This window comes from Xanthomonas sp. WHRI 8393 (assembly GCF_040203315.1).
Classification (GTDB): domain Bacteria; phylum Pseudomonadota; class Gammaproteobacteria; order Xanthomonadales; family Xanthomonadaceae; genus Xanthomonas; species Xanthomonas arboricola.
Map to the genome: position 1 here is coordinate 96,865 of NZ_JBEGGL010000005.1, position 25,879 is coordinate 122,743.

24 protein-coding genes are annotated in these 25,879 nt (G+C 66.9%); 11 read left to right on the top strand and 13 right to left on the bottom strand.

Features of this window, described 5'->3' with window-relative positions; all coding sequences use genetic code 11:
- Positions 1-7 precede the first annotated feature (7 nt).
- Positions 8-973, top strand: coding sequence for a TraB/GumN family protein (locus ABQ137_RS16530; protein ID WP_349783204.1), 966 nt, complete (start codon positions 8-10; stop codon positions 971-973).
- 47 nt (positions 974-1,020) lie between these two features.
- On the opposite strand, the gene phaR is transcribed toward ABQ137_RS16530, so the two are convergent.
- From phaR to gluQRS, 3 genes are all read right to left on the bottom strand, one after another.
- The gene (phaR, locus tag ABQ137_RS16535) at positions 1,021-1,584 is read right to left on the bottom strand and encodes a polyhydroxyalkanoate synthesis repressor PhaR (RefSeq protein ID WP_024939296.1); all 564 of its coding nucleotides are present in this window, start codon (positions 1,582-1,584) and stop codon (positions 1,021-1,023) included.
- A 158-nt stretch (positions 1,585-1,742) separates the two neighbouring features.
- Positions 1,743-2,483, bottom strand: coding sequence for a beta-ketoacyl-ACP reductase (locus ABQ137_RS16540; protein ID WP_024939297.1), 741 nt, complete (start codon positions 2,481-2,483; stop codon positions 1,743-1,745).
- 84 nt (positions 2,484-2,567) lie between these two features.
- Positions 2,568-3,467 carry a tRNA glutamyl-Q(34) synthetase GluQRS gene (gluQRS, locus tag ABQ137_RS16545; protein ID WP_160954562.1) on the bottom strand — a complete coding sequence of 300 codons (900 nt, stop codon included), beginning with the start codon at positions 3,465-3,467 and terminating at the stop codon, positions 2,568-2,570.
- A gap of 97 nt (positions 3,468-3,564) precedes the next feature.
- On the opposite strand from gluQRS, the gene htpX reads away from it, so the two are divergent.
- A complete protein-coding gene (gene htpX, locus ABQ137_RS16550; RefSeq protein WP_039516150.1) occupies positions 3,565-4,443 on the top strand; it encodes a protease HtpX in 879 nt (292 codons plus the stop codon).
- 104 nt (positions 4,444-4,547) lie between these two features.
- Here htpX and ABQ137_RS16555 read toward each other — a convergent pair whose 3' ends face one another.
- From ABQ137_RS16555 to ABQ137_RS16570, 4 genes are all read right to left on the bottom strand, one after another.
- Positions 4,548-6,617: a GGDEF/EAL domain-containing response regulator gene (locus ABQ137_RS16555; protein WP_349783205.1), complete on the bottom strand. Its 2,070-nt coding sequence runs from the start codon at positions 6,615-6,617 to the stop codon at positions 4,548-4,550.
- A gap of 118 nt (positions 6,618-6,735) precedes the next feature.
- Positions 6,736-7,917 carry a BaiN/RdsA family NAD(P)/FAD-dependent oxidoreductase gene (locus ABQ137_RS16560; protein WP_349783206.1) on the bottom strand — a complete coding sequence of 394 codons (1,182 nt, stop codon included), beginning with the start codon at positions 7,915-7,917 and terminating at the stop codon, positions 6,736-6,738.
- Complete coding sequence (locus ABQ137_RS16565; protein WP_024939301.1) at positions 7,914-8,462, bottom strand: YaeQ family protein; 549 nt, start codon at positions 8,460-8,462, stop codon at positions 7,914-7,916. The genes ABQ137_RS16560 and ABQ137_RS16565 overlap by 4 nt, the downstream gene beginning before the upstream one ends.
- A gap of 62 nt (positions 8,463-8,524) precedes the next feature.
- The gene (locus ABQ137_RS16570) at positions 8,525-9,004 is read right to left on the bottom strand and encodes a YaiI/YqxD family protein (protein WP_349783207.1); all 480 of its coding nucleotides are present in this window, start codon (positions 9,002-9,004) and stop codon (positions 8,525-8,527) included.
- A 267-nt stretch (positions 9,005-9,271) separates the two neighbouring features.
- On the opposite strand from ABQ137_RS16570, the gene ABQ137_RS16575 reads away from it, so the two are divergent.
- Both ABQ137_RS16575 and ABQ137_RS16580 read left to right on the top strand, forming a co-directional pair.
- Entirely contained in the window at positions 9,272-9,481 is a 210-nt protein-coding gene (locus ABQ137_RS16575) for a cold-shock protein (RefSeq protein WP_006451993.1), read from the top strand.
- A 175-nt stretch (positions 9,482-9,656) separates the two neighbouring features.
- The gene (locus ABQ137_RS16580; RefSeq protein ID WP_039526913.1) at positions 9,657-10,355 is read left to right on the top strand and encodes a glutathione S-transferase; all 699 of its coding nucleotides are present in this window, start codon (positions 9,657-9,659) and stop codon (positions 10,353-10,355) included.
- A 105-nt stretch (positions 10,356-10,460) separates the two neighbouring features.
- On the opposite strand, the gene ABQ137_RS16585 is transcribed toward ABQ137_RS16580, so the two are convergent.
- Positions 10,461-11,336 carry an alpha/beta hydrolase gene (locus ABQ137_RS16585; protein WP_349783208.1) on the bottom strand — a complete coding sequence of 292 codons (876 nt, stop codon included), beginning with the start codon at positions 11,334-11,336 and terminating at the stop codon, positions 10,461-10,463.
- A gap of 169 nt (positions 11,337-11,505) precedes the next feature.
- Here ABQ137_RS16585 and ABQ137_RS16590 point away from each other — a divergent pair, with 169 nt between their 5' ends.
- Entirely contained in the window at positions 11,506-13,062 is a 1,557-nt protein-coding gene (locus ABQ137_RS16590; protein WP_349783209.1) for a protein adenylyltransferase SelO, read from the top strand.
- Positions 13,063-13,156: 94 nt separating this feature from the next.
- Positions 13,157-13,717: an adenine phosphoribosyltransferase gene (locus tag ABQ137_RS16595; RefSeq protein WP_024939306.1), complete on the top strand. Its 561-nt coding sequence runs from the start codon at positions 13,157-13,159 to the stop codon at positions 13,715-13,717.
- A gap of 146 nt (positions 13,718-13,863) precedes the next feature.
- Here the strand turns inward: ABQ137_RS16595 and dbpA are convergent, their stop codons facing one another.
- On the bottom strand, positions 13,864-15,240 hold the full coding sequence (gene dbpA, locus ABQ137_RS16600) for an ATP-dependent RNA helicase DbpA (protein ID WP_024939307.1): 1,377 nt from the start codon (positions 15,238-15,240) through the stop codon (positions 13,864-13,866).
- A 101-nt stretch (positions 15,241-15,341) separates the two neighbouring features.
- Between dbpA and ABQ137_RS16605 the strand changes: the two genes are divergently transcribed.
- On the top strand, positions 15,342-17,234 hold the full coding sequence (locus ABQ137_RS16605; RefSeq protein WP_349783210.1) for an ATP-binding cassette domain-containing protein: 1,893 nt from the start codon (positions 15,342-15,344) through the stop codon (positions 17,232-17,234).
- 208 nt (positions 17,235-17,442) lie between these two features.
- On the opposite strand, the gene ABQ137_RS16610 is transcribed toward ABQ137_RS16605, so the two are convergent.
- Positions 17,443-17,868, bottom strand: coding sequence for a barstar family protein (locus ABQ137_RS16610; protein ID WP_046343048.1), 426 nt, complete (start codon positions 17,866-17,868; stop codon positions 17,443-17,445).
- A complete protein-coding gene (locus ABQ137_RS16615) occupies positions 17,865-18,314 on the bottom strand; it encodes a guanyl-specific ribonuclease (protein ID WP_016904848.1) in 450 nt (149 codons plus the stop codon). Before ABQ137_RS16615 ends, ABQ137_RS16610 begins: the two co-directional genes overlap by 4 nt.
- 257 nt (positions 18,315-18,571) lie before the next feature.
- On the opposite strand from ABQ137_RS16615, the gene ABQ137_RS16620 reads away from it, so the two are divergent.
- Complete coding sequence (locus tag ABQ137_RS16620) at positions 18,572-19,183, top strand: superoxide dismutase (RefSeq protein WP_016904847.1); 612 nt, start codon at positions 18,572-18,574, stop codon at positions 19,181-19,183.
- A gap of 662 nt (positions 19,184-19,845) precedes the next feature.
- Here the strand turns inward: ABQ137_RS16620 and ABQ137_RS16625 are convergent.
- Entirely contained in the window at positions 19,846-20,679 is an 834-nt protein-coding gene (locus tag ABQ137_RS16625; RefSeq protein ID WP_039521909.1) for an inositol monophosphatase family protein, read from the bottom strand.
- Positions 20,680-20,794: 115 nt separating this feature from the next.
- Between ABQ137_RS16625 and ABQ137_RS16630 the strand changes: the two genes are divergently transcribed.
- From ABQ137_RS16630 to ABQ137_RS16640, 3 genes are read left to right on the top strand one after another with little or no spacing between them, the layout of a single operon-like run.
- On the top strand, positions 20,795-21,562 hold the full coding sequence (locus ABQ137_RS16630) for an RNA methyltransferase (RefSeq protein WP_054593068.1): 768 nt from the start codon (positions 20,795-20,797) through the stop codon (positions 21,560-21,562).
- Positions 21,563-21,613: 51 nt separating this feature from the next.
- Complete coding sequence (locus ABQ137_RS16635) at positions 21,614-22,543, top strand: phosphate/phosphite/phosphonate ABC transporter substrate-binding protein (protein WP_161961042.1); 930 nt, start codon at positions 21,614-21,616, stop codon at positions 22,541-22,543.
- The gene (locus ABQ137_RS16640; RefSeq protein WP_024940418.1) at positions 22,540-24,657 is read left to right on the top strand and encodes a putative bifunctional diguanylate cyclase/phosphodiesterase; all 2,118 of its coding nucleotides are present in this window, start codon (positions 22,540-22,542) and stop codon (positions 24,655-24,657) included. Before ABQ137_RS16635 ends, ABQ137_RS16640 begins: the two co-directional genes overlap by 4 nt.
- 96 nt (positions 24,658-24,753) lie before the next feature.
- On the opposite strand, the gene epmB is transcribed toward ABQ137_RS16640, so the two are convergent.
- Positions 24,754-25,782 carry an EF-P beta-lysylation protein EpmB gene (epmB, locus tag ABQ137_RS16645; protein ID WP_349783211.1) on the bottom strand — a complete coding sequence of 343 codons (1,029 nt, stop codon included), beginning with the start codon at positions 25,780-25,782 and terminating at the stop codon, positions 24,754-24,756.
- Between the last annotated feature and the right edge of the window lie 97 nt (positions 25,783-25,879).

Below are 25,879 nucleotides of genomic sequence, written 5' to 3' on the forward strand. Positions count from 1 at the left end.
GACCAACATGGTGAAGGCAAGCATGCGCACCCGGCTCGCAGCCTGGAGCTGCAGTGCGGTCATCGCTCTGGCGTTATGGAGCGGGGCGGCCGCGCCGACCTGGGCGCGTGCCGGCAACGATGCGCCGGCCGGTCCGCCGGTACCGCTGTTGTGGAAGGTGGATGGCAAGGGCGGCACGCTGTATCTGCTGGGTTCGTTCCATGTGCTCAAGCCCAGTGATTACCCGTTGTCGCCGGATGTGATGCAGGCTTTTGCCAAGGCCGACCGGCTGGTGTTCGAACTGCCGCCCTCCGATGCGCAGTCGCCCGAGCTGGCCGGCCGCATGCTGCAGGCGGCGCGGCGCAGCGACGGGCGTCGCCTGCAGGACGCACTGGATCCGAAGACCTGGCAGGCGCTGACCACCTATGCCCGCAAACACGGGATGCCGGTTGACAGCTTGCAGACCCTGGAACCCTGGTTCGTGGCGCTGACGATCAGCCTGGCGGAGATGAGCCGGCAAGGCATGGACCCGAACGCCGGTCTCGACCATTACCTGATGGCGCAGGCACAGGCCGGTGGCAAACCGGCCGATGGGCTGGAGCGGGCCGAGGAGCAGATTGCCTTGCTCGATGGCATGTCGCCGACCGAACAGCATCAGCTGCTGGAGGAATCGCTGGACGATGCCGGCGCCAACGATCAGCTGCGTCAGCTGCACGCGGCCTGGCGCAGTGGCGATGTGCGCACCCTGTCCAGGCAGATGGCTGAAGAAATGCGGCAGCACTACCCAGCGCTGTATCAGGACATCAATGTCGAGCGCAATGCGCGCTGGGTGCCGCGGCTGGAGCAGCGGCTGGGCAAGGGCAGCGGGACCACGCTGGTGGTGGTCGGTGCGCTGCACCTGCTGGGAAGCGATGGCGTGGTGGAGCGTCTGCGCGCGCGTGGCTACCACGTGGAGCGGATCTGCACGGCCTGCGCGGGGCAGGCAAGCCGCTGATCGGTGGCGCCGCGGAGCGTGTCACGGCTCCCGGCGCCGCGCGTGGGTTACCCGCGGTTGCGGGCCTTGCCGGCGCTGCCGGCAGTGCCGTGCGTGCCGGTGCCCATCGGGCCGCTGCCCATGCCGCTGGCACCCGGCGGGGTCGGCGGCGTGCCGGGGCCGCCCGGACGGCCGAAGCCGGCGCCAAAGTTGCGCTGGAACTCCTGCCACAACTCCAGGTTGCGCTCGGTCAGCTGGTTCATCATCGCCCACGGGGTCTGCCCGAGCAGGTTGCCCATCTGTTGGCGGAACTGCTGCTGCTGATCCAGGAACACCTGCATGCTGCGCTCCAGGTAGTTGCCCATGAAGCCCTGCAGCGAGTCGCCGTAGAAACGGATGATCTGACTCAGCAACTGGGTCGACAGCATCGGCTCGCCGTCCTGTTCACGGTCGGCAATGATCTGCAGCAAGACCGCGCGGCTGAGGTCTTCGCCGCTCTTGGCGTCGCGTACCTCGAATTCTTCGCCGTCGATGATGAGCTGACGCACATCCTCGATGGTGATGTAGCTGGAAATTTCCGTGTCGTAGAGACGGCGATTGGGATACTTCTTGATGATGCGAAGTCCGGCCATGGAACGTTCACTCACAACGATAGTGCGCGCAGGATGGCGCACCGCAGCAGCCCTTGCAACCGCCACAAGGCCTTATTTTCTTAAGTAGACACATAAAAAATGTTGCGCAGCATGATTTTCAAGGGTTTTTATGCTGCATCGCAAAGTTGCAGCAAAGCTCACCAGCCCATGTGGTGGCCGCCGTTGATATCCAGGTTGGAGCCGGTGATCCAGGCGGCCTCTTCCGCGACCAGGAATGCCACCGCATAGGCGATTTCTTCCGGCCGGCCCAGGCGGCCGGTGGGGATGTCGGCAACGATCTTGGCGCGCACCTCTTCCGGGACCGCCATCACCATGTCGGTGGCCACATACCCCGGCGACACGGTATTGACTGTCACTCCGAACGCGGCATTTTCGCGTGCCAGCGAAATGGTGAAGCCATGCATGCCAGCCTTGGCGGCCGCGTAATTGGCCTGCCCGTACTGGCCCTTCAGGCCATTGATCGAACTGATCTGGATCACCCGTCCCCAGCCGCGCTGGCGCATGCCTTCGATCACCGGGCGGGTGACGTTGAACACCGAGTTGAGATTGGTGTTGATGACGTCATGCCATTGCTCGGCAGTCATGCGATGGAAGGTGGTGTCGCGGGTGATGCCGGCGTTGTTGACCAGTATTTCGATCGGCCCCAGCGCTGCCTGGACGTCCTCGACCAGGCTGCGCGCATGTTCGGAGGACGCCACATCGCCGCGGAACAGGGCGATGTCGTAGCCCTGGGTCTGCATGCGCTGCTGCCACGCCTGGGCTTTTTCGGCATTGCGGAAGTTGCTGGCCACCCGGTGGCCCTGGTCGGCCAGGCGCTTGCAGATGGCGGTGCCGATACCGCCGGTGCCGCCGGTGACCAATACGACGCGAGATGTCATGACGACTCCAATGGACAGGTAAGACTGGGGGCGGGCGGGGCACAGGCGCGCTGCCTGGCCCGATGCCGGTGCCGGGGCGCAATTCTAGTCACGCCGGGGCTGCGATGCGCGTCCGTCCGCGTCCAGATGCAGGTGCCGGGGCAACCGCTGTGGCGAAAAATGCTGCACCGCATGCTGCAGCAAGGTGTCCAGCGCCGCCCGGCGCGGCAAGGCTGCCGGCTGCTGTCCCAGCACGGCCCAGGCTGCGTGCAGGGCCGGTTGCGGATCGGCATCGTCCAGCGCGGGCGCAGCGTGCGACTTGGACAGCTTGCGGCCGGTGTGATCCAGGATCAGCGGCAGGTGCAGGTAGCGCGGTTGCGGCAGGCCCAGTGCGCGCTGCAGCAACAACTGGCGCGGGGTGGAGTCCAGCAGGTCGGCGCCGCGCACGACATCGGTGATGGCCTGCGCGGCATCGTCGACCACCACCGCCAGCTGGTACGCCCAGTAGCCATCGGCGCGGCGCAGCACCACGTCGCCGACCTCGGCATGCACGTCCTGCACCACATGGCCCTGCAGCGCGTCGTCGAAGCCGACCGGCGGCTGTGGGGGCACCCGCAGGCGCACCGCGCGGCGGGCGCCCAGTGGCGCCACGCAGGCGTGGTGGATGCCGCCCATGCCGGCAAGGTCGGCCCGGCTGCAGCTGCATTCGAACGCCAGTCCCGCCTCCAGCAAGGTGGTGACGGCGGCGTCGTACTGTGCGTGGCGCTCGGATTGATACAGCACCGGCAAGTCCGAGTGCAGGCCGAAGGCGGCCAGCGTGCGCAGTTGGCGTGCGGAGGCGCCGGGTTCGGCACGCGGTGGATCGATGTCTTCGATGCGCACACACCACTGACCGCCGGCATGCCGCGCCAGTAGCCAGCTGCCGAATGCCGCTAGCAGGGAGCCGAAGTGCAGCGGGCCGGTCGGGGAGGGTGCGAAGCGGCCGCGGTAGGGGAGAGCTGGCATGATCGGCTGAATCGTCGGTCAGGTGATCGCTTGATTTCAAGCGCTGACGACCGCAGATCCGCTGCAGTCCATCCTGCTCGCGTGGAGTCGTCGCACCATGTTCAACCGCATTTTCCTGTTCCTGCTGACCAATTTTGCGGTGCTGATGCTGGCCGGCATCGTGATGTCGGTGCTGGGCGTCAATCCCGCGCAGATGAGCGGCCTGCTGGTGATGGCGGCCGTGTTCGGGTTCGGCGGCTCGTTCATCTCGTTGCTGCTGTCCAAGTTCATGGCCAAGCGCAGCACCGGCGCGCAGGTGATCAGCGAGCCGCGCACGCCAACCGAGCGCTGGCTGCTGGCGACGGTGCGGCGCCAGGCCGAGGCGGCCGGCATCGGCATGCCGGAAGTGGCGGTCTACGACGGCCCGGAGATCAATGCCTTCGCCACCGGCGCCAACCGCAACAACGCGCTGGTGGCGGTGTCCACCGGGCTGCTGCAGAACATGAGCCAGGACGAGGCCGAGGCGGTGCTGGGCCATGAAATCGCGCATGTCGCCAATGGCGACATGGTCACCATGGCCTTGCTGCAGGGCGTGCTCAATACCTTCGTGATCGTGCTGGCGCGCGTGGTCGGCGGCGTCATCGACAGCGCCATGTCGGGCAACCGCGACGGTGGCCGCGGCTTTGCCTACTACATCATCGTGTTCGTGCTGGAGATGGTGTTCGGCCTGTTCGCGACGATGATCGCGATGTGGTTCTCGCGGCGCCGCGAATTCCGCGCTGATGCCGGTGGCGCGCAACTGGCGGGCCGCGGCAAGATGATCGCCGCGTTGGAGCGCCTGTCGCTCAACCATGGCCAGAACAGCCTGCCTTCGCAGGTGCAGGCGTTCGGCATTTCCGGCGGTGGTGGCGATGGGTTGCGCCGGCTGTTTCTGAGCCACCCGCCGCTGTCCGAGCGTATCGCCGCGCTGCGCGCCGCCAACGGTGCGGCGATGTAAGACGGTAGCGCCAACCGATGCGTGCCGTCCAACAAAAAACCCGCGTCCTGCGGGTTTTTTGTTGGCTGGAGCGCGGCGGCAGTGATGCGCTACGGCTGCAGGTCTCAGCCGAACTCGTAGTTCATCAATGGCCCGGTCGGGGCGACGAAATCGCCTTGCACATAGTCCACCCCGGCGCTGAAAAAGGTGCTCATCGACTGCGCATCGGCCACGAACTCGGCCACGGTGAGGATGCCGGCCGGTTGCGCGCGCGAGGTGATCTCGCGGATCTTCTCCTGGCTTTCGCGCGCCGAGGCCACCTCGCCGGTGATGCCGCGATCGAGCTTGAGGAAGGCCGGCTGGAAATGCGCCAGCAGCTGGAACGAGTCCAGGCCCGAGCCGAACTGTTCCAGCCCGACCTTGCAGCCCATCGCCGACACCGCCGCCAGGAACTGCTGGGCATTGCGCAGATGGGTGAACACCTTCGATTCCGGCGTCTGCAGCCACAGCCGTTCGCCCGGCACGCCGTACACGGCCAGCTGCTCGCGGATGATGTCGATCATCTGCGGATCGGAGAACGAGTTGGGCCCGATGCGTACCAGCAGGTGCGTCCTGTGTCCCGCACGTTGCCGCTCGCCGAGCTGGCGGATCGCGCGTGCCACCACCCAGCGGTCGATCTCGGTGATCAGATCGTGTTCTTCGGCTATCGCCATGAAGGCGTTCGGCGACATCATCTCGCCGTTGCGCTCCAGCCGCAGGAAGGCCTGGTACAGCTCCAGCGGCTCGCCCTGCAGGTTGAGCACCGGCTGGTAATGCAGCAGGAAGCCGTCGCCGACCAGCGCCTCGCGCAGTTGCTGCACCCAGCGCTCGATGCGTTCCTCTTCAGCCCGGTCGGCTGCTGCCGGGTCGTAGATGCTGACCGCATTGCCGCCGAGCTCGGCGGTGGTGCGCACTGCCTCGGTGCCACGGTTGAGCACCTGGCCGATGCTGGCGATCTTCTCGCCGATCTGCACGCCGCCGATGCTCACCGTCACCGTGGCCGAACGCGCGCCGATGCTGAAGACGTGCTGCGCGAAGGCGTCGCGTACCAGCTCCGCCAGTGCATGCGTGCGCGCGTAATTGCCGTCCATCAACAACGCAAAGCTGTGCTCGCCGAAACGTGCGGCGACCACGCTGTCATCGCTCACGCTGGCCACGTGCGCGGCCAGCGCGGCAATCAGCGCATCGGCCGAATCCAGGCCGATCTCGGGCAGCAGGCGCGCGTAGTGGTCGGGCTCGATCAACAGGAAGCCGGACTGGCCTTCGCTGCGGCCGGCGCGCGCCACCGCCTGTTCCAGCGCCACCATGAAGGTGGGGCGGTTGAGCAGGCCGGTGACCTGGTCGCGCTGGCGCAGGTCCTCGACCTCGCGCGCCAGCTCCGGGTCGAATTCCTCGCGACGGCGGAACACCACCTGGATGCAAGGTTCGCCTTCGTAGGTCGCGGTGGCGAACTCCATCGTCGCCGGGAAGGTGTCGCCTTCGAGCCGGCGCGCGTCGACCTTGTACTGCGCCGGCGGCGGCTCACCCTTGGACATGGCCTTGAGCAGCTGCTTGAAATCGTCGACGTACTGGGCGGCGATCATGTCCAGCAGCGACACACCTTCGACATCGTCGAACGACTCGAAGCCGAACATGTCCAGATACGCCTCGTTGGCGCGGATGTGCATGCCTTCGTGCACGTAGGCGATCGGGTCGCGCGAGGAGGCGATCAGGGCGTCGCAGCGTCGCTCGGTCTCGCGCATCTGTGCCTCGATGCGGCGCAGGCCACGGCGTGCTTGCAGGTCGGCCCATTCCGAGCGCACCAGCGACAGCAGGTGTTCGGGGCGATGACGCAGCGCGATGGCGCGAATGCCATGCGCTGCGGCCTCGACCAGCGCGTTTTCCTCGATCCGCTCGGCCAGCAGGATGATCGGAATATCCTTGCCGCTGCCGGCGATCTGCTGCCGCAACGCGCTCATCGGGACCTGCAGCGCCTGCCCGTGCAGGGCCAGGTCGATCTGTCCCGACAGCATGCTGGCGAGCTCTTCCGGTGTCTGCGGCCGCGACGGACGCACTGCGATGCCGCCGTTGCGCAGCGCGGTCACGATCGCCTCCGCGCTTTCGACACTGTCGTCGACGATCATCAGGCGGAGGGTGAGATCTTTGCCTTTTTGCATGCGCGTTTCCCTAGCGACGGGCTTTAATACACGAAGGAACTCGGCTGCGTCCATGTCTGTGGACACGGCCGCATCCGGGGTGAGACTCAGGCCACGTTTCCATGTGTCAAAGCCGACCTCAGGCGACGCTTCCGGCGGCATGGCCGGACGCCCACGCCCACTGAAAGTTGTAGCCGCCCAGCCAGCCGGTCACGTCCAGCACCTCGCCGACGAAGTACAGGCCGGCCACCAGGCGCGACTCCATGCTCGCACTGGAGACCTGGTTGGTATCGACACCTCCCAGCGTTACTTCAGCGGTGCGATAGCCTTCGGTTCCACTGGCGATCAGCGGGAAGGCGGCCAGCAGGTCCGCTGCGGCCTGCAGCTGCGGTGGGTCGAGCTGGCGGACCGGCTTGTCCGGCAACCACACCTCGCACAGGCGCTGGGCGAACCGCCGCGGAAGCACGTCGGCCAGCACGTTGCGCAGTTCGGTGGCGCCGCGCTGATTTTTCTGTTCGCGCAGCCACGCCGCCGCATCCTGGCCGGGCAGCAGGTCCAGGCGCAGGTCGTCGCCGGGCTGCCAGTACGAGGAGATCTGCAGGATGGCCGGGCCGCTGACGCCGCGGTGGGTGACCAGCATGAAGTTGCGAAAGCTGACCCCGTTGCACTGCGCCTGGACCGGTAGCGCCAGCCCGGATAGGTCCTGCAGCCGTTCCTGGTGCTTGCCGCTCAGGGTCAGCGGCACCAGCCCGGCACGCGTCGGCAACAGCGTGTGGCCGAACTGCTGGGCCAGCGCATAGCCGAAGCCGCTGGCGCCCATGCTCGGAATCGACAGCCCGCCGGTCGCCACGATCAGCGACTGCGCCTGCACGCGTCCCTGGCTGGTCTCCACACTGAAGCCGTCGCTGCCGCGCTGCACCGATTGCACCTTGCAGTCAGTACGCACCTCCACGCCCGCCGCCTCGCACTCGTCCAGCAGCATGCGCACGATCTGCTTGGACGAGATGTCGCAGAACAGCTGGCCCAGCTCTTTCTCGTGATAGGCGATGCCGTGGCGTTCGACCATCTCCACGAAATCCAGCGGGCTGTAGCGGGCGAGGGCGGACTTGCAGAAGTGGCGGTTGGCCGAGAGGAAGTTGCCCGGCGTGGTGCCGGTATTGGTGAAGTTGCAGCGGCCGCCACCGGACATCAGGATCTTCTTGCCGACCTTGTTGGCATGGTCGATCACCAGCACCTGGCGGCCGCGCCGGCCTGCAGTGAAGGCGCTCATCAGTCCGGCCGCGCCGGCACCGATGACCAGCACATCGCAACGCATGTTCATTCGGCCGGAGCTTGCCGCACCATCGGGGTCAGGGTGACGCTGCCGTGGTCGGCCAGCATCTGCACCTCGCCATCCTGGATGATCACGTCGAAGCGCATGCCGCGCTGGATCAGCGCGCCCAGCGCTTCGGTGGCCTGCGAGTCCAGCTCGATCACGCGCAGGTTGCGCTGGCGGCTAAGCGCGTTGGCCTGCTTCTTCCACCAGGTTTCGGTGGCCTGGCCGCCATAGCCGATCACCACCGCTTCGCGCGACCGATTGCAGGCCTTGCGCACCCGGCTTTCGTCCGGCTGGCCGAGGTCGATCCACAGGTCCGGGTCGCCGGTGTAGTCGCGCCGCCACAGGTCGGGTTCGTCCTCGTTGCTGAGGCCGCGGCCGAATTCCAGGCGGTCGTCGGCGAACAGCGCGAACGCCAGCAGCCGCACCATCAGGCGCTCGTCGGTTTCGGAGGGATGCTGGGCCAGGGTCAACGAATGGTTGGCGTAGTAGCCACGGTCCATGTCGCTGATCTGGAGTTCCGCCCTGCGGACGGTGGCGGTAAGGGCCATCAGGATGCCGGTTGCAAAGGGCACTTATGATACGCCCCCGTTGCAATGCCGGCGTGTTGCGGTCAGCGCCGCGCCATCTCGGCCAGCCAGCGGTCCAGCTGGGCGGCAAATGCCTGGCGGTCGCGCGGGTGCAGGGCCGCCGGCCCACCGGTGACCACGCCGGCGCCGCGCAGTTCCTCCAGAAAGCCGCGGACCGACAGGCGCTCGTTGATGCTGTCGCTGGTAAAGGGCTCGCCACGCGGGCTGACGGCGGCCGCTCCCGCCTCCAGTACGCGAGCGGCCAGCGGAATGTCCTGGGTGACGACCAGGTCGCCTGCGGCCACCCGTGCGGCAATTGCATCGTCGGCCGCGTCCGCGCCTCCAGGCATCTGCAGCGCACGCACGTGGGGCAGGCGAGGGGTGGGCAGGAAATGATTGGCGACCAGCGTCACCGCCGTGCCGGTACGTGCGGCGGCGCGGAAAAGGATGTCGCGGATGACTGCCGGGCAGGCATCGGCGTCGACCCAGATATGCGGACGTGACGGCGGAGGAGGCGTATTCATGTGCTGAAATCGAGAGGGAAGGGGCCTGACAGGTGGTCGGATTCGGCCCGACAGTAAAAAATTTGACGCAAGGTGTCGCTTTTTGCTGGGAACGCGAGTACTGTGCACGCACTGTGTTTGCAAGGGTCACCGTGAATCGTGGCCTGATGCAGCCGGATCGTTACAGATCTCGCTTCATCGTTCCGCTTTACCAACGCCTGCAACTCAGTCTCAGCTCCGGCTTTTCGGACGCTGCGATTTATCCATCTATAGTTCAGGAGTTTGTAAATGTCAGATCGTCAGAGCGGTACCGTGAAGTGGTTCAACGATGCCAAGGGCTTCGGCTTCATCACCCCGGAAAGCGGCCCGGACCTGTTCGTGCACTTCCGTGCCATCCAGGGCACCGGCTTCAAGTCGCTGCAGGAAGGCCAGAAAGTGACCTTCGTCGCCGTGCAGGGCCAGAAGGGCATGCAGGCTGACCAGGTGCAGGCGGTCTAATCCGTCTGCAACCGTAAGGTTGCCAAAAACGCCGGTCGCGCAAGCGACCGGCGTTTTTTATTGGGCGCGATTTGGTCAGTGCAATAGAGAGTGCGGGCGGTTCGACCCGCTCAGGTGAGCGCAGCGACGACACGCCAATCGGTAGCATGTGCGCTTTCCGCGTGCAGCCTCTTCCATGATCACTGTCCACCATCTCAACAATTCCCGTTCCCAGCGCGTGCTGTGGCTGCTGGAGGAACTGGCGCTGCCGTACCAGATCGTGCGGCATGAGCGCGATCCCAAGACCATGCTGGCGCCGGCGGCATTGCGTGCCATCCATCCGCTCGGCAAGTCGCCGGTGGTTGTCGACGGCGATCTGACCGTGGCCGAGTCCGGCGCGATCCTGGAGTTTCTGACCGAACGCTACGACACCGAATGCGCGCTGTCACCACCACCGCGTCCGCTGGAGTCGCCGGAGCGCCTGAAGTTCCGGTACTGGATGCATTACGCCGAAGGCTCGGCAATGCCGCCGCTGCTGATGACATTGATCTTCGGGCGGATTCGCAGTGCGCCGATGCCGTTCTTCGCCAAGCCGATCGCACGTGCCATCGTGGACAAGGCGATGTCCGGTTTTGTCGGTCCGCAGCTCAAACTGCATCTGGACTGGATGGAGCAGTCGCTGCAGGCAAGTGAATGGTTTGCCGGTGAGCGCTTTACTGCAGCCGACATCCAGATGAGCTTCCCGGTGCAGGCCGCTTCTGCACGTGGCGGCGGGCTGGAAAGCTATCCGCGTCTGCGCGCGTTTCTCGCGCGCATCGAAGCGCGTCCGGCGTACCAGGCCGCGCTGAAGAAGGGCGGCCCGTTCGAGCTGATGGGGCGCAAGCCCGCCGAGTGACGGCGCGGTATGCGCCCAGGGAAGCTACAGGTCACCGTGCCTTGACGGTGTCCTGCCAGGGTTTGGCGAATCCCCAATCCCGACTCCCCAATCCCGTACCGCCAATCAAGGCGCCCGACATTGCCGCAGGAACTGCAGCGTGTCGCGCAGCACGGGCGAGCGCTCGGGCGGTTTGCGCAGCGCCAGCACGATGCCGAGATGGCCCATGCCCGGGTAGACCTTCAACTCCGCCGTGCCGCCCTTGCGTTGCAGGGCGTGCTGCAACGAGGTGCTGTTCTGCAGCTCGACCACGCGATCGGCATCGCCATGCAGCAGCAGCATCGGCGGTTCGTCGCCGCCGACGTAGTGCACCGGCTGCGATTGTTGCTGCGCGGCCGGTGCCTCGCCGAAGATCTCGATCAGCTCCGGATCGGTCAGTGGCAGGAAGTCGTAGGGTCCGGCCAGACCCACCACCCCGCACAGTTGCCGGGGTTGAAGGCCTTGCACCTGCAGCCAGTGCGCGTCGGTACCCAGCAGCGCGGCCATATGCGCGCCCGCGGAGTGGCCCATCACCGCCAGGCGCGTCGGGTCGCCACCGTAGTCATGCGCATGCCGATAGCCCCAGGCGGTGGCGCCGGCAGCGTCGGACATGAAGCCCTGCAGGCCGACCTGCGGGTACTTGCGGTAGTCGGCCACCATCGCCACCACGCCCTGGCGCGCGAGCGCGCGTCCGACCCAGCGATAGTTGGCGCGCGTCCCGCGCTTCCAGGTGCCGCCATAGAAGAACACCACCACCGGTGCATCCACCGCGCCGCGCGGCTGGTAGATGTCCAGGGCCAGACCATGCGCCGGATCGAACACCTGGTCACGGTGCTCGACAATGCCGTCGCGGCTGGAGGCGGCATTGATGCCGCCAAAGAACACGCTGCTGCAGGCAGTCAGTGTCAGCGAGCCGAGCAGCAGCAGGGCGGGGCGAAACCAGCGGGAAGTGCGCGAGGGCATGGGCGATGTCATGTGAGGGGCGGGGAGGAATAACGCGGTGGCTGTTGCCTGCGTGTGCAGGACGAGCTCGTTTGCTGGCGGCCAGCTGCTCGAAGATACGGTACGTGCGCAACGCCGGATGCGTGGTTGCCCATGCGAAGTTCACTGTCGTTGGCCTACGCTGGCACACATGACGACTCTGCAGTTTGACAACCGCCTACGCCAGCAGCTGCCCGGTGACTCCGAACAAGGTCCACGCCGCCGCGAGGTACGCGCTGCATGGTCGACGGTGATGCCGACGCCGGTAGCCTCGCCGCGCTTGCTGGCGTATTCGGCCGATGTCGCCCAACGGCTGGGGCTGGATGAGGGCCAGATCGGAAGCGCGCAGTTTGCCGAGGTATTCGCCGGTAATGCGCTGTACCCGGGCATGCAGCCGTGGGCGGTCAATTATGGTGGGCACCAGTTCGGACATTGGGCCGGCCAGTTGGGTGATGGCCGGGCGATTTCGCTGGGCGAGGCAATCGGGGTCGATGGCGGTCGCTACGAGCTGCAGCTCAAGGGCGCCGGCCCGACACCTTATTCGCGCGGTGCTGATGGCCGGGCGGTATTGCGCTCGTCGATTCGCGAATTCCTGTGCAGCGAAGCGATGCATCATCTGGGTGTGCCGACTACGCGTGCGCTGAGTCTGGTCACCACCGGCGATGCGGTGGTGCGCGACATGTTTTACGACGGCCGGCCGCAGCGCGAGCCGGGCGCGATCGTATGCCGGGTGGCGCCGTCGTTCATCCGCTTCGGCAACTTCGAGCTGCCCAGTGCGCGCGGCGATCTGGCGCTGCTGCGGCAATGGGTGGACTTCACCATTGCACGCGATTTCCCGCAGCTGCAAGGTGCTGGCGAGGCGCTGTACGCAGCCTGGTTCGCACAGGTCTGCGAGCGCACCGCGGTGATGGTGGCGCACTGGATGCGGGTGGGCTTCGTGCATGGGGTGATGAACACCGACAACATGTCGATCCTGGGCCTGACCATCGATTACGGCCCCTACGGCTGGGTCGACGACTACGACCCGGACTGGACGCCGAACACCACCGATGCGCAGGGCCGTCGCTACCGCTTCGGCACCCAGCCCCAGGTCGCCTATTGGAACCTGGGGCGCCTGGCGCAGGCGCTGGCGCCGCTGTTCGCCGACCAGGCGCAGCTGCAGCTGGGGCTGGACCGCTTCCGCGATATCTACCTGGCCTGCGACCGCCGCGACACTGCCGCCAAGTTGGGTCTGGCCGACTGCCGCGACGAGGATCTACAGCTGATCGATGCGCTGCGCGCGCTGATGCACAACGCGGAAATGGACATGACGCTGACCTTCCGCGGCCTGATCGCGTTGGTGCCGGAGCATCCGGATCCCGATCTGTTGCGTGAGGCGTTCTATGACCAGGACAAGCGGCTCGCGCATGCCGCGCAGCTGCAGGACTGGCTGCAGCGCTACGCTGAGCGGCTGCAGCAGGACATGCTGTCGCCTGATGCGCGGCGCGAACGCATGCGCCAGGCCAACCCGCGCTATGTGCTGCGCAACTATCTGGCGCAGCAGGCGATCGACCTGGCCGAGCAGGGCGATCCATCCGGCGTGCAGGAGTTGCTGGAGGTCATGCGTCACCCATACGACGAGCAGCCGGGCCGCGAGGCGTTTGCCGCGCGGCGGCCGGACTGGGCGCGCGACCGCGCCGGTTGCTCGATGCTGTCCTGCAGTTCCTGACGCGCTCAGATGCAGGTATGTCGTAAACGCGGCGCCGCAAGTCCGCGCAGCCTAGAATAGGGTGGTCCCCACCGGCCTAGACGCCACCACCACCATGACTGACTGCACCCGCTGCGCCGGCACCAATTCTTCCGGACCCAACCAATGGTCCGAACGGATCCGCGACATCGCCGATTTTCCCAAGCCGGGCATCGTCTTCAAGGACATCACGCCGCTGCTGTCGGATGGCCCGGACTTCGCCTCGGCGCTGGACGAGATGGCGCAGCCCTGGCGCACCACGCCGCTGGATGCGGTGCTGGGCATCGAGGCGCGCGGTTTCATCCTGGGGTCGGCGCTGGCGCGCGAACTGCGCACTGGCTTTGTGCCGGTGCGCAAGCCCGGCAAACTGCCCGGGCGTACGCTGGTCCAGGAATATGCGCTGGAATACGGTACCGACCGCATCGAAATGCACGAGGACGCGTTGCCACGCGGCGCGCGCGTGTTGATCGTCGACGACGTGCTTGCCACCGGCGGTACGCTGCGCGCGGCCCTGAGTCTGGCTGCACAGCTGGAGCTGGAAGTGGTCGGCGCGGCGGTGCTGGTCGAACTACTGGCGCTGCAGGGCCGTGAGAAATGGGCCAATGACGTGCCGTTGCTGGCCACGTTGAGCTACTGACCCAGGCAGCTTGCCGATCGAGCAGCTCGCTGATCAGGCTTTCTGAAAACGGGAATGCGCAAGCGTGCGCATCCCTGTGGAGCGTGCGGCAGACGCTATCGCTGCCGCTCGATCGGTTGGTCGGCAGGCTCGCTGCCGCGCCTTGATTACAGCTTGCTGACCCGGAACCGGCGTCCCTTGATCTTGCCCGCATGCAGATGCGCCAGCGCCTTGGCGACCTGCGCGCGTGCGATGGCGACGTAGGAGCGGGTGGGGTAGATCGCGATCTTGCCGATCGCCGCGCCCGACAGTCCGGCTTCGCCGGTCAGTGCGCCGAGGATGTCGCCGGCACGCAGCTTGTCGGTCTTGCCGCCGTCGATGCGCAGCGTGGTCATGGCCGCCTGCGGCAGCTGCGCCGGGCGGGCGGTGGCCAGGGGCGCGCGCGACCACTTCAGCGGCTGGCCCTGTTCGGCTTCCAGCGCCTGCGCGCGGCCGGTCTCGCGCGAGGCCACCAGGCTGAGCGCCAATCCGCGCTTGCCGGCGCGCGCGGTGCGGCCGATGCGGTGGCGGTAGGTTTCGGTATCGGTGGGCAGCTCGTAATTGACCACTGCCGACAGGTCTTCCACGTCCAGCCCGCGTGCGGCCACATCGCTGGCCACCAGCACGTTGCAGCTGCGGTTGACGAAGCGCACCAGCACTTCGTCGCGGTCGCGCTGTTCCATGTCGCCGTGCAGGGCGAGCGCGGAGAAGCCGAACTCCTGCAGCGAGCCGGCCACCTCGTCCACTTCCTTGCGGGTATTGCAGAACACCACGCTGGATTCGGGATTGAAGCGCAGCAGCAGGCCGGCGACGGCCTTCTGCCGGTAGGTCGGGTCGACCTCGAAGAATTGCTGGTCGATTTCCGGCGCGTTGTCGGCGCCTTCGACGGTGATTTCGACCGGGTCCTTGAGGATCTCGCGCGCCAGTGTGCGGATGATGTCCGGGAAGGTGGCCGAGAACAGCAGGCTCTGGCGGTGCTTGTCGCAGCGGCTGGCGATCTCGCGGATGGGTTCTTCGAAGCCCATGTCGAGCATGCGGTCGGCCTCGTCCAGCACCAGCGTGCGCACCCCGCCCAGATGCAGGGCGCGCTTGCGGGCCAGTTCCTGGATGCGGCCGGGCGTGCCGACCACCACTTGCGGGTCGTGCGCTTCCAGCGAGGCCAGCTGCGGGCCGAGCGGCATGCCGCCGGTGAGCACCACCAGCTTCATGTTGGGGATGCCGGTGGCCAGCTTGCGCAGCTGCTTGCCGACCTGATCGGCCAGTTCGCGGGTGGGGCACAGCACCAGCGCCTGCGCGCGGGTCAGCGCCGGGTCGAGCTTCTGCAGCAGGCCCAGACCGAAGGCGGCGGTCTTGCCGCTGCCGGTCGGCGCCTGGGCGATGACGTCCAGCCCCTGCAGGATCGGCGGCAGGCTCTGCGCCTGGATGGGTGTAAGGACGGTGTAGCCAAGGGCGTCGATGCCGGGGGCCAGGGCCGGCGACAGCGGCAGCGCGGAGAATTCGTTCATGGCGCATTTTAGCCGGGATTGGCAGTGGGGATTGAGGATTCGCTACGGCGAGGCTTTTTCCATTCCCGATTCACCATTCCCGATTCCCGTACAATCAGCCCATGCCTTTAATCACTCTGCAAAGCGTCGACTACAGCGTCGGCGGCCCCTTGTTGCTGGAAAAAACCGACCTCACGATCGAGCCGGGCGAGCGTATCGCCCTGATCGGCCGCAACGGCGCCGGCAAATCGACCTTGATGAAACTGATTGCCGGCGAGCTCAAGCCCGACGACGGCGAAGTGCGCGTGCAACAGGGCGTGCGCATCGCGCGGCTGGAGCAGGAAGTGCCGCAGGGCACCGGCGGCAGCGTGTTCGATGTGGTGGCCGACGGCCTGGGCGAGCTGGGTCATTGGCTGGCCGAGTTCCATCAGCTCAGCCATGCCGAGGTGTTCGATGCCGACGCATTCGGCAAGGTGCAGGCCAAGATCGATGCGGCCGACGGCTGGGCGCTGGATCAGCGCGTCAGCGAGACGCTGACCAAGCTGGAACTGGACGGCGATGCGGAGTTTGCGCGGTTGTCCGGCGGCATGAAGCGGCGAGTGCTGCTGGCGCGCTCGCTGGTGTCCTCGCCGGATGTGCTGCTGCTGGACGAGCCGACCAACCACCTGGACATCGAAGCCATCGACTGGCTGGAGTCGTTCCTGAAGAACTGGAACGGCAGCGTGTTGTTCGTCACCCATGACCGGCGCTTCCTGCGTGCGTTGGCCACCCGCATCGTCGAGATCGATCGTGGTCAGGTCACCAGCTGGCCGGGCGACTGGGCCAATTACGAGCGGCGCCGCGAAGAGCGGCTCAATGCGCAGGCGCAGGAAAACGCGCGCTTCGACAAGATGCTGGCGCAGGAAGAAATCTGGATCCGTCAGGGCATCAAGGCGCGGCGTACCCGCGACGAAGGCCGCGTACGGCGTCTGGAATCGATGCGCAACGAGCGCGTACAGCGCCGCGACCTGACCGGCAACGTGCGCATGGAAGTCTCGCAGGGCGAGTCCTCCGGCAAGAAGGTGATCGAGGCCAAGGAAGTCGGTTTCGCATTCGGCGCGCGCACGATGGTCAAGGATTTTTCGACCATCATCCAGCGCGGCGACCGCATCGGGCTGATCGGCCCCAACGGCAGCGGCAAGACCACCTTGCTGAAGTTGTTGCTGGGCGATCTGCAGGCGCAACAGGGCGAGATCCGCATCGGCACCAATCTGCAGATCGCCTACTTCGATCAGTACCGTTCCACGCTGCGCGAGGACTGGAGCGCGATCGAGAACGTGGCCGAAGGCCGCGACTTCATCGAGATCAACGGCAAGCGCAAGCATGTGCATGCGTATCTGCAGGACTTTTTGTTCACCCCCGAGCGCGCACGTGCGCCGATCACCCGGCTGTCCGGCGGCGAGCGCAATCGGCTGCTGCTGGCCCGCCTGTTCGCGCAGCCGTCCAACCTGCTGGTGATGGACGAACCGACCAACGATCTGGACGTGGAAACGCTGGAGCTGCTGGAAGAGCTGCTGGGCGAGTACACCGGCACCTTGTTGCTGGTCAGCCATGACCGCGACTTCCTCGACAACGTGGTGACCTCCACCCTGGTGATGGAGGGCGAGGGCCTGATCGGCGATTACGTCGGCGGGTACAGCGATTCGCTGCGTCAGCGTCGCACCCCGGCGCCCAACGCGATGGCGGTTGCCAAGGCATCGGCGACGGCGGCGGCGACTACGCCGGTGGCGGCTGCGCTGCCGGCCGATGCCGCGCCCAAGCGCAAGCTCAGCTACAAGGACGCGCGTGAGCTGGAGCAATTGCCGGCCTTGATCGAAACCCTGGAGCAGCAGGTCGCGGCATTGACCGAGGCGATGAACGACCCGGCCTTCTACCAGCGCGACAGTGCGGCGATGGCCGCGCATACGGCCGTATTGGGCGATGCGCAGGCTCGGCTGGATGCGGCGTTCGCGCGCTGGAGCGAACTGGATAGTTGATGGTCGGGCCGGTGCGCGACTGCGTGCCGGCCTTGTGGATGTGTGGAGCGATAACTGGCACCACGCCTCCCACTACAGGGGTGGCAGCCGTGGGGCAGCGCGTTGCGTGAAACACGCGCTGGACACGCACCGGTGATCACCGACCACCACCACGCCGTGTTGATCGTGCTGTGCCCGGCGAGTGCGCGATGCGTCTTGCAGGCAGCGCCTAGTCGCAGGCGCTCGCAGGCGCCACGAATGCCGCAAACGTGAGCCCGCGCGCGGCCCAGGCGGTAGCCGCTTCGTCGAGGATGTCCAGCAAGGTGTCGCGGTCGTTCGGCGCAGTGCGGGCCAGCGCATCGGCGCCGTCGATCAGCAGCGCATAGCCATGCGACGCCGGCAGCCATGCCAGATCGCGCAAGGCATCGGAGAGCGCATCCCAGTTGCGGCCGAAGCCGGCCGGGAAGTCCAGTTGGGTGGCCAGGCGCATCAGCAGCCTGTGCTTGTCGCCGCAGCTGGCCAGGTCCACGCGCAGGATGTGCAGGCCGGCATCGCGGGCAAGCGCGGCCATGGTGTCCAGATCGTCGGTCTCGGCTTGGTAGACGCCCGATTGCTGCGGGTCGGACAGGTCCAGTGCGAAGTCGCCTGCGCTCATGGTGCCTGCTCCGGGGCCGGGCCCTGGAACGATCTGAAACTCTGGTAATGATCGTCGCTGTAATACCACGCCTGCGGTGGCGTACCGCCGGTGACGATGCGGCGCGCACCGCGATCGGGACTGCCTGGGGTTTCCACGGTGTATTCGTGGTAGTAGCCGCGCGGACGCTCGGGCAGGCGCTGCTCACGATTGCCGAACACGCTGCCGTCCTGCGGATGCGGAAATGGCCCGCCGCGCTGGATCAGCACGATCGTGGCCATGGCCTCGGTCGGCAGAAATCCCGGCAACGCTTGCTGCTGCGGTGAGCGTTCGACCGGTGCTGCGGCGGCGATCGGCGCGCTGAGCTGCGGCGCGAAGTGCGGCTTGGGTGTCTGCATCGCGCGCATGCCCCATAACCCGGCGACGAGCAGCACGATGGCGACGATCAGCAAAGCGGGCTTGCGCATGACGGTTCCGGAAACAGGGTGTTGGGACGGCAGAGCAAGTATGCCGTTGCGCGACTGTGTCGACTTTGAACGCGCCGGGCTGCAGGACGGTTCACGCCCGAGTAACCGGGGCATGGTGCAAGGTATGCAGCGAACACGACGCGGCATGCGATGGGATGAAGTTTCCCTGCCAATAACCTTGGTAAGCGCCGCCGCCGTCCTTACCATCTACCCCGCAACGCCCGGTCTTCGCCGGGCGGCAAGTCCAGGAGACACGCATGGCTTACACCCTCCCGCAGTTGCCCTACGCCTACGACGCGCTGGAACCCAACATCGATGCGCAGACGATGGAAATCCATCACACCAAGCATCACCAGACCTATATCAACAACGTCAACGCGGCGCTGGAAGGGACCGAGTACGCCGACCTGCCGGTGGAAGAGCTGGTGTCCAAGCTGAAGAGCCTGCCGGAAAACCTGCAGGGCCCGGTGCGCAACAACGGTGGTGGCCACGCCAACCATTCGCTGTTCTGGACCGTGCTGTCGCCCAATGGCGGCGGTGAGCCCAAGGGCGAGGTCGCCAAGGCAATCGACAAGGACATCGGTGGTTTCGAGAAGTTCAAGGAAGCCTTCACCAAGGCCGCCGTCAGCCGTTTCGGCTCGGGCTGGGCCTGGTTGAGCGTGACCCCGGACAAGAAGCTGGTGGTGGAAAGCACCGCCAACCAGGACAGCCCGCTGTTCGAAGGCAACACCCCGATCCTGGGTCTGGACGTGTGGGAACACGCGTACTACCTGAAGTACCAGAACCGTCGTCCGGAATACATCGGCGCGTTCTACAACGCGGTGAACTGGGAAGAAGTCGAGCGCCGCTACCACGCTGCGATCGCCTGAAGTCGTGCATCAGCGCTAGGTTCCACGTAGCGCTGCGACAGCGGCACCCAACGCACAAGGCCGGGAGCGATCCCGGCCTTGTGTGTTTTGCTGCGCGCTGTGTAGGAGCGACCCTGGTCGCGAGGGGCTTTGCCGGGAAGCCCCGTCGCGCTCTGGCGCGCTCCTACGGTGTGCGGCGCCGATGGGTTTTGCAGCGAGCTGGAACACACAAGGCCGGGAGCGATCCCGTTTTGCTGCGGGCTGTTGTAGGAGCGACCCTGGTCGCGAGGGGCTTTGCTGGGAGAGCCCCGTCGCGCTCGGGCGCGCTCCTACGGTGTGTGGCGCTTATGGGCTTGGCGTCGCGCTGAAACGCACAAGGCCGGGAGCGATCCCGGCCTTGTGCGTTTTACTGCGCGCTGTCGTAGGAGCGACCCTGGTCGCGAGGGGCTTTGCCGGGAAAGCCCCGTCGCGCTCGGGCGCGCTCCTACAGTGTGTGGCGCCGATGGGCTTTGCATCGAGCTGGAACGCACAAGGCCGGGAGCGATCCCGGCCTTGTGCGTTTTGCTGCGCGCTGTTGTAGGAGCGACCCTGGTCGCGAGGAGCTTTGCTGGGAAAGCCCCGTCGCGCTCTGGCGCGCTCCTACGGTGTGCGGGCGCCGACTAGAACTTGGGGTCGGGCAGCGATCAGAACTTGGCGTCGAACTCGCGGGCGTAGCCGGTGTTGACGATGACCTTCTGCAGCGCGTCGCTGATCTTGATGTTGCCGGCCACGATCTGCTGCGTTTCCGGGCCCATGTTGTCCATGCGCGGCGGGGTGGCACCCTTGTAGTCGCAGACGCGGCCACCGGCTTCGCGCACCAGCAGCACGCCGGCCGCGATGTCCCACGCTTTGACGCCGGCCTCGAAATACGCATCGGCGCGGCCGCAGGCCACGTAGGCCAGGTCCAGCGCGGCAGAACCGGTACGACGCACATCCTCTGCCTGCACCAGCAACGCATCGACGCACTTCAGCTGCGCACTGGTGCGTGCGCGCTCGCGCGGCGGGAAGCCGGTGTGGACCATCGCGCCTTCCAGGTCCTTGCGTTCGGCGATGCGGATGCGGCGGTCGTTGAGCACCGCGCCGGCGCCGCGGCTGGCGGTGAACAGCTCATTGCGCAGCGGGTCGAAGATCACCGCGTCGGTGGGCTCGCCGTTTTCCACCAGCGCGATCGACACGCAGTAATGCGGGAAGCCGCGCAGATAGTTGCTGGTGCCGTCCAGCGGGTCGATGACCCAGGTGTAGCGGCCACTCTTGCCACCTTGCACGCCGCCTTCTTCGCCGAACACGGCGTACTCGGGGTAGCCGCGCTTGAGTTCCTTGATGATGACCTTCTCGGCATCGGCATCGACTTCGCTGGCGTAGTCCATGCGGCCTTTCTGCACCACGTTGAGCGCATCGAGCTTGTTGATACCGCGCAACAGCACATTGCCGGCGAGGCGGGCGGCTTTGACCATGACGGTGACGGCGGGTTTCTGCATGGTTAAAGCTCCCGTGAAGGCAGAATCGAAAATGGCGAAGGTAAAAGAGCGGTCCGGCACCAAAGCCGGCCGCGCAGTTTACCATCTACGACCGAATCGCTCCCAATCTCCGTTCATGTCCGTCAGCCAGCGCATCCGTTTCGTTCTTGTCGGCACCCAGCATCCAGGCAACATCGGCGCCGCCGCGCGCGCGATGAAGACGATGGGCGTGTCGCGCCTGGTGCTGGTGGCGCCGGAGCGTGCGCTCGACGAAGACGCCTATCGGCGGTCGGCCGGTGCCGAGGACGTGCTCGGCGAGGCGCCGATCTTCGCCACCCTGGCCGAGGCGGTGGCCGATTGCACCCTGGTGATCGGCTGCACCGCGCGTGCGCGCCGGGTCGCGCTGGAAGAGTTGCCGCCGGACGAGGGCGCGCGCCGTGCCTGGGCCAAGGCCGGCGAACCGGCCGAGGTGGCGATCGTGTTCGGCCGCGAGCGCACCGGCCTGACCAACGACGAACTGCAGCTCTGCCATGCGGCGCTGCATATCCCCTCCGATCCGGCGTTCAGCTCGCTCAACCTGGCGGCGGCGGTACAGGTCGTGGCGTACGAGGTGCGGCTGGCGCAGCTGGCGGCTGGCGAAGCGGAGGTTGCGCCCGCCGCGGCGGCCGGCGCGCTGCGCGAGGGCCCGGCCAGCCATGCCCAGCTGGAAGGCATGTTCGGCCAGTTGGGCCAGACCCTGGACGAGATCGACTTCCACAAGGGGCGGGCGCCGGAGTCGGCGATGCGCAAGCTGCGGCGGCTGCTGTTGCGCGCGGACATGAGCGAGCAGGAAGTGCGTTTGCTGCGCGGCATTCTGTCCGATGCGCAGCGCATGGCCATGCTGGCAAAGCGCAACGGAAACTGACGTCTGTCACATCTGGAAAGATTCGGCTAGGCTGTCGGCGGCTCTAGGGGAGTGTCCGTTTTGCGCGGTCTACGATGGTGTCTGATTGCCTGCGGGCTGTTGGCCGGGGCAGGCTTGGCCGCGACGGCGACAGCGGCGCCTTCCCCGGTATTGGTGCTTGGACGGATCAGCGACGATCCCGCCACCCATTACGCGCAACTCAAGCCCCTGCTGGATTACGTGGTGCCGCGCATGCGCGAGGTCGGGATCCGCCGTGGCGAAATCCTGATGGCGCCGGATGCGCGGCAGATGTCCAGTTACCTGCGGCGTGGCCGCGTCGACTGGGTCAGCGAAACCACCGGTGCGGCAATGCTGCTGGAACAGCGCGGCAGTGCGCACCCGCTGGTGATGACCGAGCGCGCCGGCCTGCGCGAGTTCCATACGGTGTTCTTCGTCCGCCGCGACAGTCCGATCCAGTCGCTCAAGCAGTTGCGCGGGCACACCCTGGCGTTGCAGAACGCCTCCTCCACCAGCGGCTACCTGCTGCCGATGCTGGAGCTGGTGCGCAACGGCATCGCCTGCGATGTGCTGCTGTCGCCGGACGACAGCCAGGTACCGGGCTCGGTGGGTTACCTGATGGTCGGGTCGAAACTGAATATCTCCGCCTTCGTACATCAGCACCTGATCGATGCGGGCGCTTTCAGCAACGCCGACTGGGATGACGAACGCCACCTGCCGCAGGTGTTCAAGCGTGATTTTCGTATCGTCCATCGCAGTGCGCCGGTGCCGCGCGCGGTGGAGATGGTGCGCACCGGCATGGATCCGGCGGTGGAACGGCGTCTGCGCGTGGTGCTGCTGCAGGCGGCCTCCGACCCCAAGGCCGGGCCGGCCCTGAAGCGCTTCTTCGGCACCACCGCCTTCCACCCGCTGGATGCTGCCAGCCGCCGGCGCCTGGATGCGCTGAGCGCCGGCTTGCACCGTGTCAGGGACCAAGTGGAATGACTCAGGTGCGCTTCGGGTTGCAGGCACGCTTCTTGTTGGTGATGGCGCTGACGCTGCTGCTGGTCGGTGCGATCCTGGCGTCGCTGCTGCAGCGCCAGAGCGCGATGCAACGCGAGGTGCGCGGGCTCAGCGCGCAGATCCTGCACGAGCTGTTCGATCGCAGCCTGCGCACGCGTGGCGAGACCCTGGCCACCGAACTGGCGAACGGCCTGGCCAATCCGTTGTACTACTCCGACCTGGGCACGGTGGGTGCGCTGGTGCGCAACGCCTCGCGGCAGCAGGTGGTGAGCTACGTGCTGGTGTTCGATCGACGCGGCCGGCTGGTGCACGATGGCTCGCCCGATCTGCAGCATTACGGCCAGCCCATGACCGACCCGCTCGCGGCCAGGGCGGTGACCGCGCGCGCCATGCTGTCGCAGTCCTCGCCGGAAGTGCTGGACGTGACGATGCCGATCAAGATCGGCGACCAGCGCATCGGCGGGGTGCGGGTGGGCATGTCGCGCGAGCGGGTGCGCAGGGTCGAATCCGGCGCCAACCTGACCCTGGTGCAGAACCTCAACGCGATCGGCAAGCGCGATCTGGGCTGGCTGCTGGTGCTGCTGGCCGCGCTGGTGGCGCTGGGGGTGCTGTTGGCCATCTACGTGCAGCGCACCCTGGTGGCGCCGGTGCGGCTGCTGGCGGCGGCCGCGCGCCAGATCGAGCGTGGCGACTATGCGGTGCAGCTGCCGCCGCATCCGCGCAACGACGAGATCGGCGAGTTGATTTCCGCCTTCGGCCGCATGAGCGAGAGCATCGCCCGGCACGATCGCGAGGTGCGCCACATGGCCTACACCGACGCGCTGACCGGGCTGACCAACCGGCTGGGGTTCCGCGAGGGCCTGGACCATCTGCTCAACACCGCCCGCAGCACCGACAGCAAGCTGGCGCTGCTGTTCGCCGATATCGACGACTTCAAGCGGGTCAACGACACGCTGGGGCACGAAGCCGGCGACGAGGCGCTGCTGCAGTTTGCCAGCCGCATCAGCCGCGCGGTCGGTGCGTTGGGCGGCGACGACGCGATCCTGGCGCGCTTTGGCGGCGACGAGTTCGTGATCCTGCTGCAGAACGGCGATGTCAGCCTGCTTGCCGCCCAGCTGGCGGACCGGCTAGTGCACGAATTGAGCCGCCCCTTGAACGTGCAGGGCCGGGAGGTGTTCCTGGGCACCTCGATCGGCATCACGCTGTTCCCGGACGATGCCAGCAATGCCACCGCGTTGCTGAAGAACGGCGACATCGCGATGTACCAGGCCAAGGTCGCCGGCAAGAACTGCCATCGCTTCTATAGCCGTGCCGCCGATCATGCGGTGGAGCGGCGCGTGCATATGGAGCACGAGCTGCGCGGGGCCTGGGAGCGCGACGAGCTGCGGCTGGTCTATCAGCCGATCTACCGTACCAGCGACCGGGTGCTGGTGGGGGTGGAAGTGCTGTTGCGCTGGCAGCACCCGGCGCTGGGCACGATTGCGCCGTCCACCTTTATCGACATCGCCGAGCAGAGCGGCCTGATCGAGGTGATCGGCCCCAAGGTGCTGCGCGCGGCCTGCCTGGAAGCGGCGCAATGGCCGGTGGTGGGCGAGGGCTTGTTCATCTCGGTCAACGTCTCGCCGCGTCAGCTGCGCAGTGGCGACCTGATCGACACCGTGGCCGAGTGCCTGGCCGAGTCCGGCCTGCCGGCCGCGCGCTTGCACCTGGAGCTGACCGAAACGGCGGTGATCGGGGACGAAATGATGGCCGCTAGCCTGCTCGATCAATTGCACCGCACCGGCGTGAAGGTGTGGCTGGACGACTTCGGCACCGGTTTCTCCGGCTTGAGCCATCTGCGCCAGGTGCCGGTGGACGGGGTCAAGATCGACAAGAGTTTCATCGCCGACCTGCAGCGCGACCCGGACGATCTGGCGCTGACCACAGCCATCATCGGCATGGCGCATTCGCTGGGCATCACGGTGGTGGCCGAGGGGATCGAGCAGGAAGCGCAGTTCAACCTGCTGCGCGAGCGTGGCTGCGACCTGGGCCAGGGCTACTGGTTCAGCCGCCCGCTGAGCCCGGCCGACATGGTCAAGCTGATCGCCGCGGGCTGATCAGCGTAGGAGCGCACGCGGGCGCGACGGGTGTTACCGGTCATGCTTCGTCGCGCCCGGGTGCGCTCCTACGATCCGGTGTGTTCGAGCTGGTGGTTACAGCGGACGTTTGCCGGTGTCGCCGGGAATTTCGCGCACCAGGCGCGGCACCAGGTAGCCGGACAGGCGCGCGGCCAGCTCGGTGTGCAGCGCGCGCGCGCGCGCATCGTCCACTTCGAAATGCGCCACGCCGGCCACCCGGTCGAGCTGATGCAGGTAATACGGCAGCACGCCGGCGGCGAAGCTGCGTTCGCTCAGGGCCGCCAGCGCGTCCACGCTGTCGTTGACGCCGCGCAGCAGCACGGCCTGGTTGAGCAACTGCGCGCCGGCCTCGCGCAGGGCGCGCATGGCATCGTCCACGGCGGTATCGAATTCGTTGGCATGGTTGGCATGCACCACGAAGGCCACCGGCCACGGCAGGCTGCGCAGCCAGGCCAGCAGCGGCGTGTCGACACGCGCGGGCAGCACGATCGGCAGCCGGCTGTGGATGCGCAGGCGCTTGATGTGGCCGATGGCAGCCAGCGCGTCGGTGAGTTCGGCCAGCTTGCCGGTGGCCAGCGACAGTGGGTCGCCGCCGGACAGCAGCACTTCGTCGATGCCGGGGTCGGCCGCGATCGCGGCGACCGCGTCGCGCCAGCCGTCGCGCGCGGCGGTTTCCTCGGCATACGGGAAGTGGCGGCGGAAGCAGTAGCGGCAGTGCACCGCGCAGCTGCCGGTGGCGATCAGCAGCGCGCGGCCGCGGTATTTCTGGATCACCCCGTCGGCGGTCTTGGCGGCGCCATCGCCGACCGCATCCAGGCCGAAGCCGGGCACCGGCCGCATTTCATCGTCCAGCGGCAGCACCTGGCGCAGCAGCGGGTCGTGCAGGTCGCCACGGCGCATGCGCGCCACGAATGCCTGCGGCACCCGCAGCGGGAACTGCGCGGCGGCCGCGTCGCTGATCCCGGCCGCCTGCGCCTCCAGGCCCAGCAGCGCCAGCAGCGCGCGCGGGTCGCGCACGGCGTCGCGCCACTGCTGCTGCCAGCGCGGCGGTTGCAGGGTGGGCGGCGGAGATGGCTGCAAGGCGAGGGGGGCTGCGGGTATCATGTGCGGTCACAAAACCAATGCCCGCCGGTTGCGGCGGGCGCCCCATTCTAATCCGACCTGCCACGGCCTGTGGCAGATCGTGGTCTTATCGAGGAGC

Excerpts from the sequence above, each read along its gene's own strand:
- ABQ137_RS16530 (WP_349783204.1), top strand. The coding sequence starts at position 8 with ATGGTGAAGGCAAGCATGCGCACCCGGCTCGCAGCCTGGAGCTGCAGT.
- phaR (WP_024939296.1), bottom strand. The coding sequence starts at position 1,584 with ATGGCCGGACTTCGCATCATCAAGAAGTATCCCAATCGCCGTCTCTAC.
- ABQ137_RS16540 (WP_024939297.1), bottom strand. The coding sequence starts at position 2,483 with ATGACATCTCGCGTCGTATTGGTCACCGGCGGCACCGGCGGTATCGGC.
- gluQRS (WP_160954562.1), bottom strand. The coding sequence starts at position 3,467 with ATGCCAGCTCTCCCCTACCGCGGCCGCTTCGCACCCTCCCCGACCGGC.
- htpX (WP_039516150.1), top strand. The coding sequence starts at position 3,565 with ATGTTCAACCGCATTTTCCTGTTCCTGCTGACCAATTTTGCGGTGCTG.
- ABQ137_RS16555 (WP_349783205.1), bottom strand. The coding sequence starts at position 6,617 with ATGCAAAAAGGCAAAGATCTCACCCTCCGCCTGATGATCGTCGACGAC.
- ABQ137_RS16560 (WP_349783206.1), bottom strand. The coding sequence starts at position 7,917 with ATGAACATGCGTTGCGATGTGCTGGTCATCGGTGCCGGCGCGGCCGGA.
- ABQ137_RS16565 (WP_024939301.1), bottom strand. The coding sequence starts at position 8,462 with ATGGCCCTTACCGCCACCGTCCGCAGGGCGGAACTCCAGATCAGCGAC.
- ABQ137_RS16570 (WP_349783207.1), bottom strand. The coding sequence starts at position 9,004 with ATGAATACGCCTCCTCCGCCGTCACGTCCGCATATCTGGGTCGACGCC.
- ABQ137_RS16575 (WP_006451993.1), top strand. The coding sequence starts at position 9,272 with ATGTCAGATCGTCAGAGCGGTACCGTGAAGTGGTTCAACGATGCCAAG.
- ABQ137_RS16580 (WP_039526913.1), top strand. The coding sequence starts at position 9,657 with ATGATCACTGTCCACCATCTCAACAATTCCCGTTCCCAGCGCGTGCTG.
- ABQ137_RS16585 (WP_349783208.1), bottom strand. The coding sequence starts at position 11,336 with ATGCCCTCGCGCACTTCCCGCTGGTTTCGCCCCGCCCTGCTGCTGCTC.
- ABQ137_RS16590 (WP_349783209.1), top strand. The coding sequence starts at position 11,506 with ATGACGACTCTGCAGTTTGACAACCGCCTACGCCAGCAGCTGCCCGGT.
- ABQ137_RS16595 (WP_024939306.1), top strand. The coding sequence starts at position 13,157 with ATGACTGACTGCACCCGCTGCGCCGGCACCAATTCTTCCGGACCCAAC.
- dbpA (WP_024939307.1), bottom strand. The coding sequence starts at position 15,240 with ATGAACGAATTCTCCGCGCTGCCGCTGTCGCCGGCCCTGGCCCCCGGC.
- ABQ137_RS16605 (WP_349783210.1), top strand. The coding sequence starts at position 15,342 with ATGCCTTTAATCACTCTGCAAAGCGTCGACTACAGCGTCGGCGGCCCC.
- ABQ137_RS16610 (WP_046343048.1), bottom strand. The coding sequence starts at position 17,868 with ATGAGCGCAGGCGACTTCGCACTGGACCTGTCCGACCCGCAGCAATCG.
- ABQ137_RS16615 (WP_016904848.1), bottom strand. The coding sequence starts at position 18,314 with ATGCGCAAGCCCGCTTTGCTGATCGTCGCCATCGTGCTGCTCGTCGCC.
- ABQ137_RS16620 (WP_016904847.1), top strand. The coding sequence starts at position 18,572 with ATGGCTTACACCCTCCCGCAGTTGCCCTACGCCTACGACGCGCTGGAA.
- ABQ137_RS16625 (WP_039521909.1), bottom strand. The coding sequence starts at position 20,679 with ATGCAGAAACCCGCCGTCACCGTCATGGTCAAAGCCGCCCGCCTCGCC.
- ABQ137_RS16630 (WP_054593068.1), top strand. The coding sequence starts at position 20,795 with ATGTCCGTCAGCCAGCGCATCCGTTTCGTTCTTGTCGGCACCCAGCAT.
- ABQ137_RS16640 (WP_024940418.1), top strand. The coding sequence starts at position 22,540 with ATGACTCAGGTGCGCTTCGGGTTGCAGGCACGCTTCTTGTTGGTGATG.
- epmB (WP_349783211.1), bottom strand. The coding sequence starts at position 25,782 with ATGATACCCGCAGCCCCCCTCGCCTTGCAGCCATCTCCGCCGCCCACC.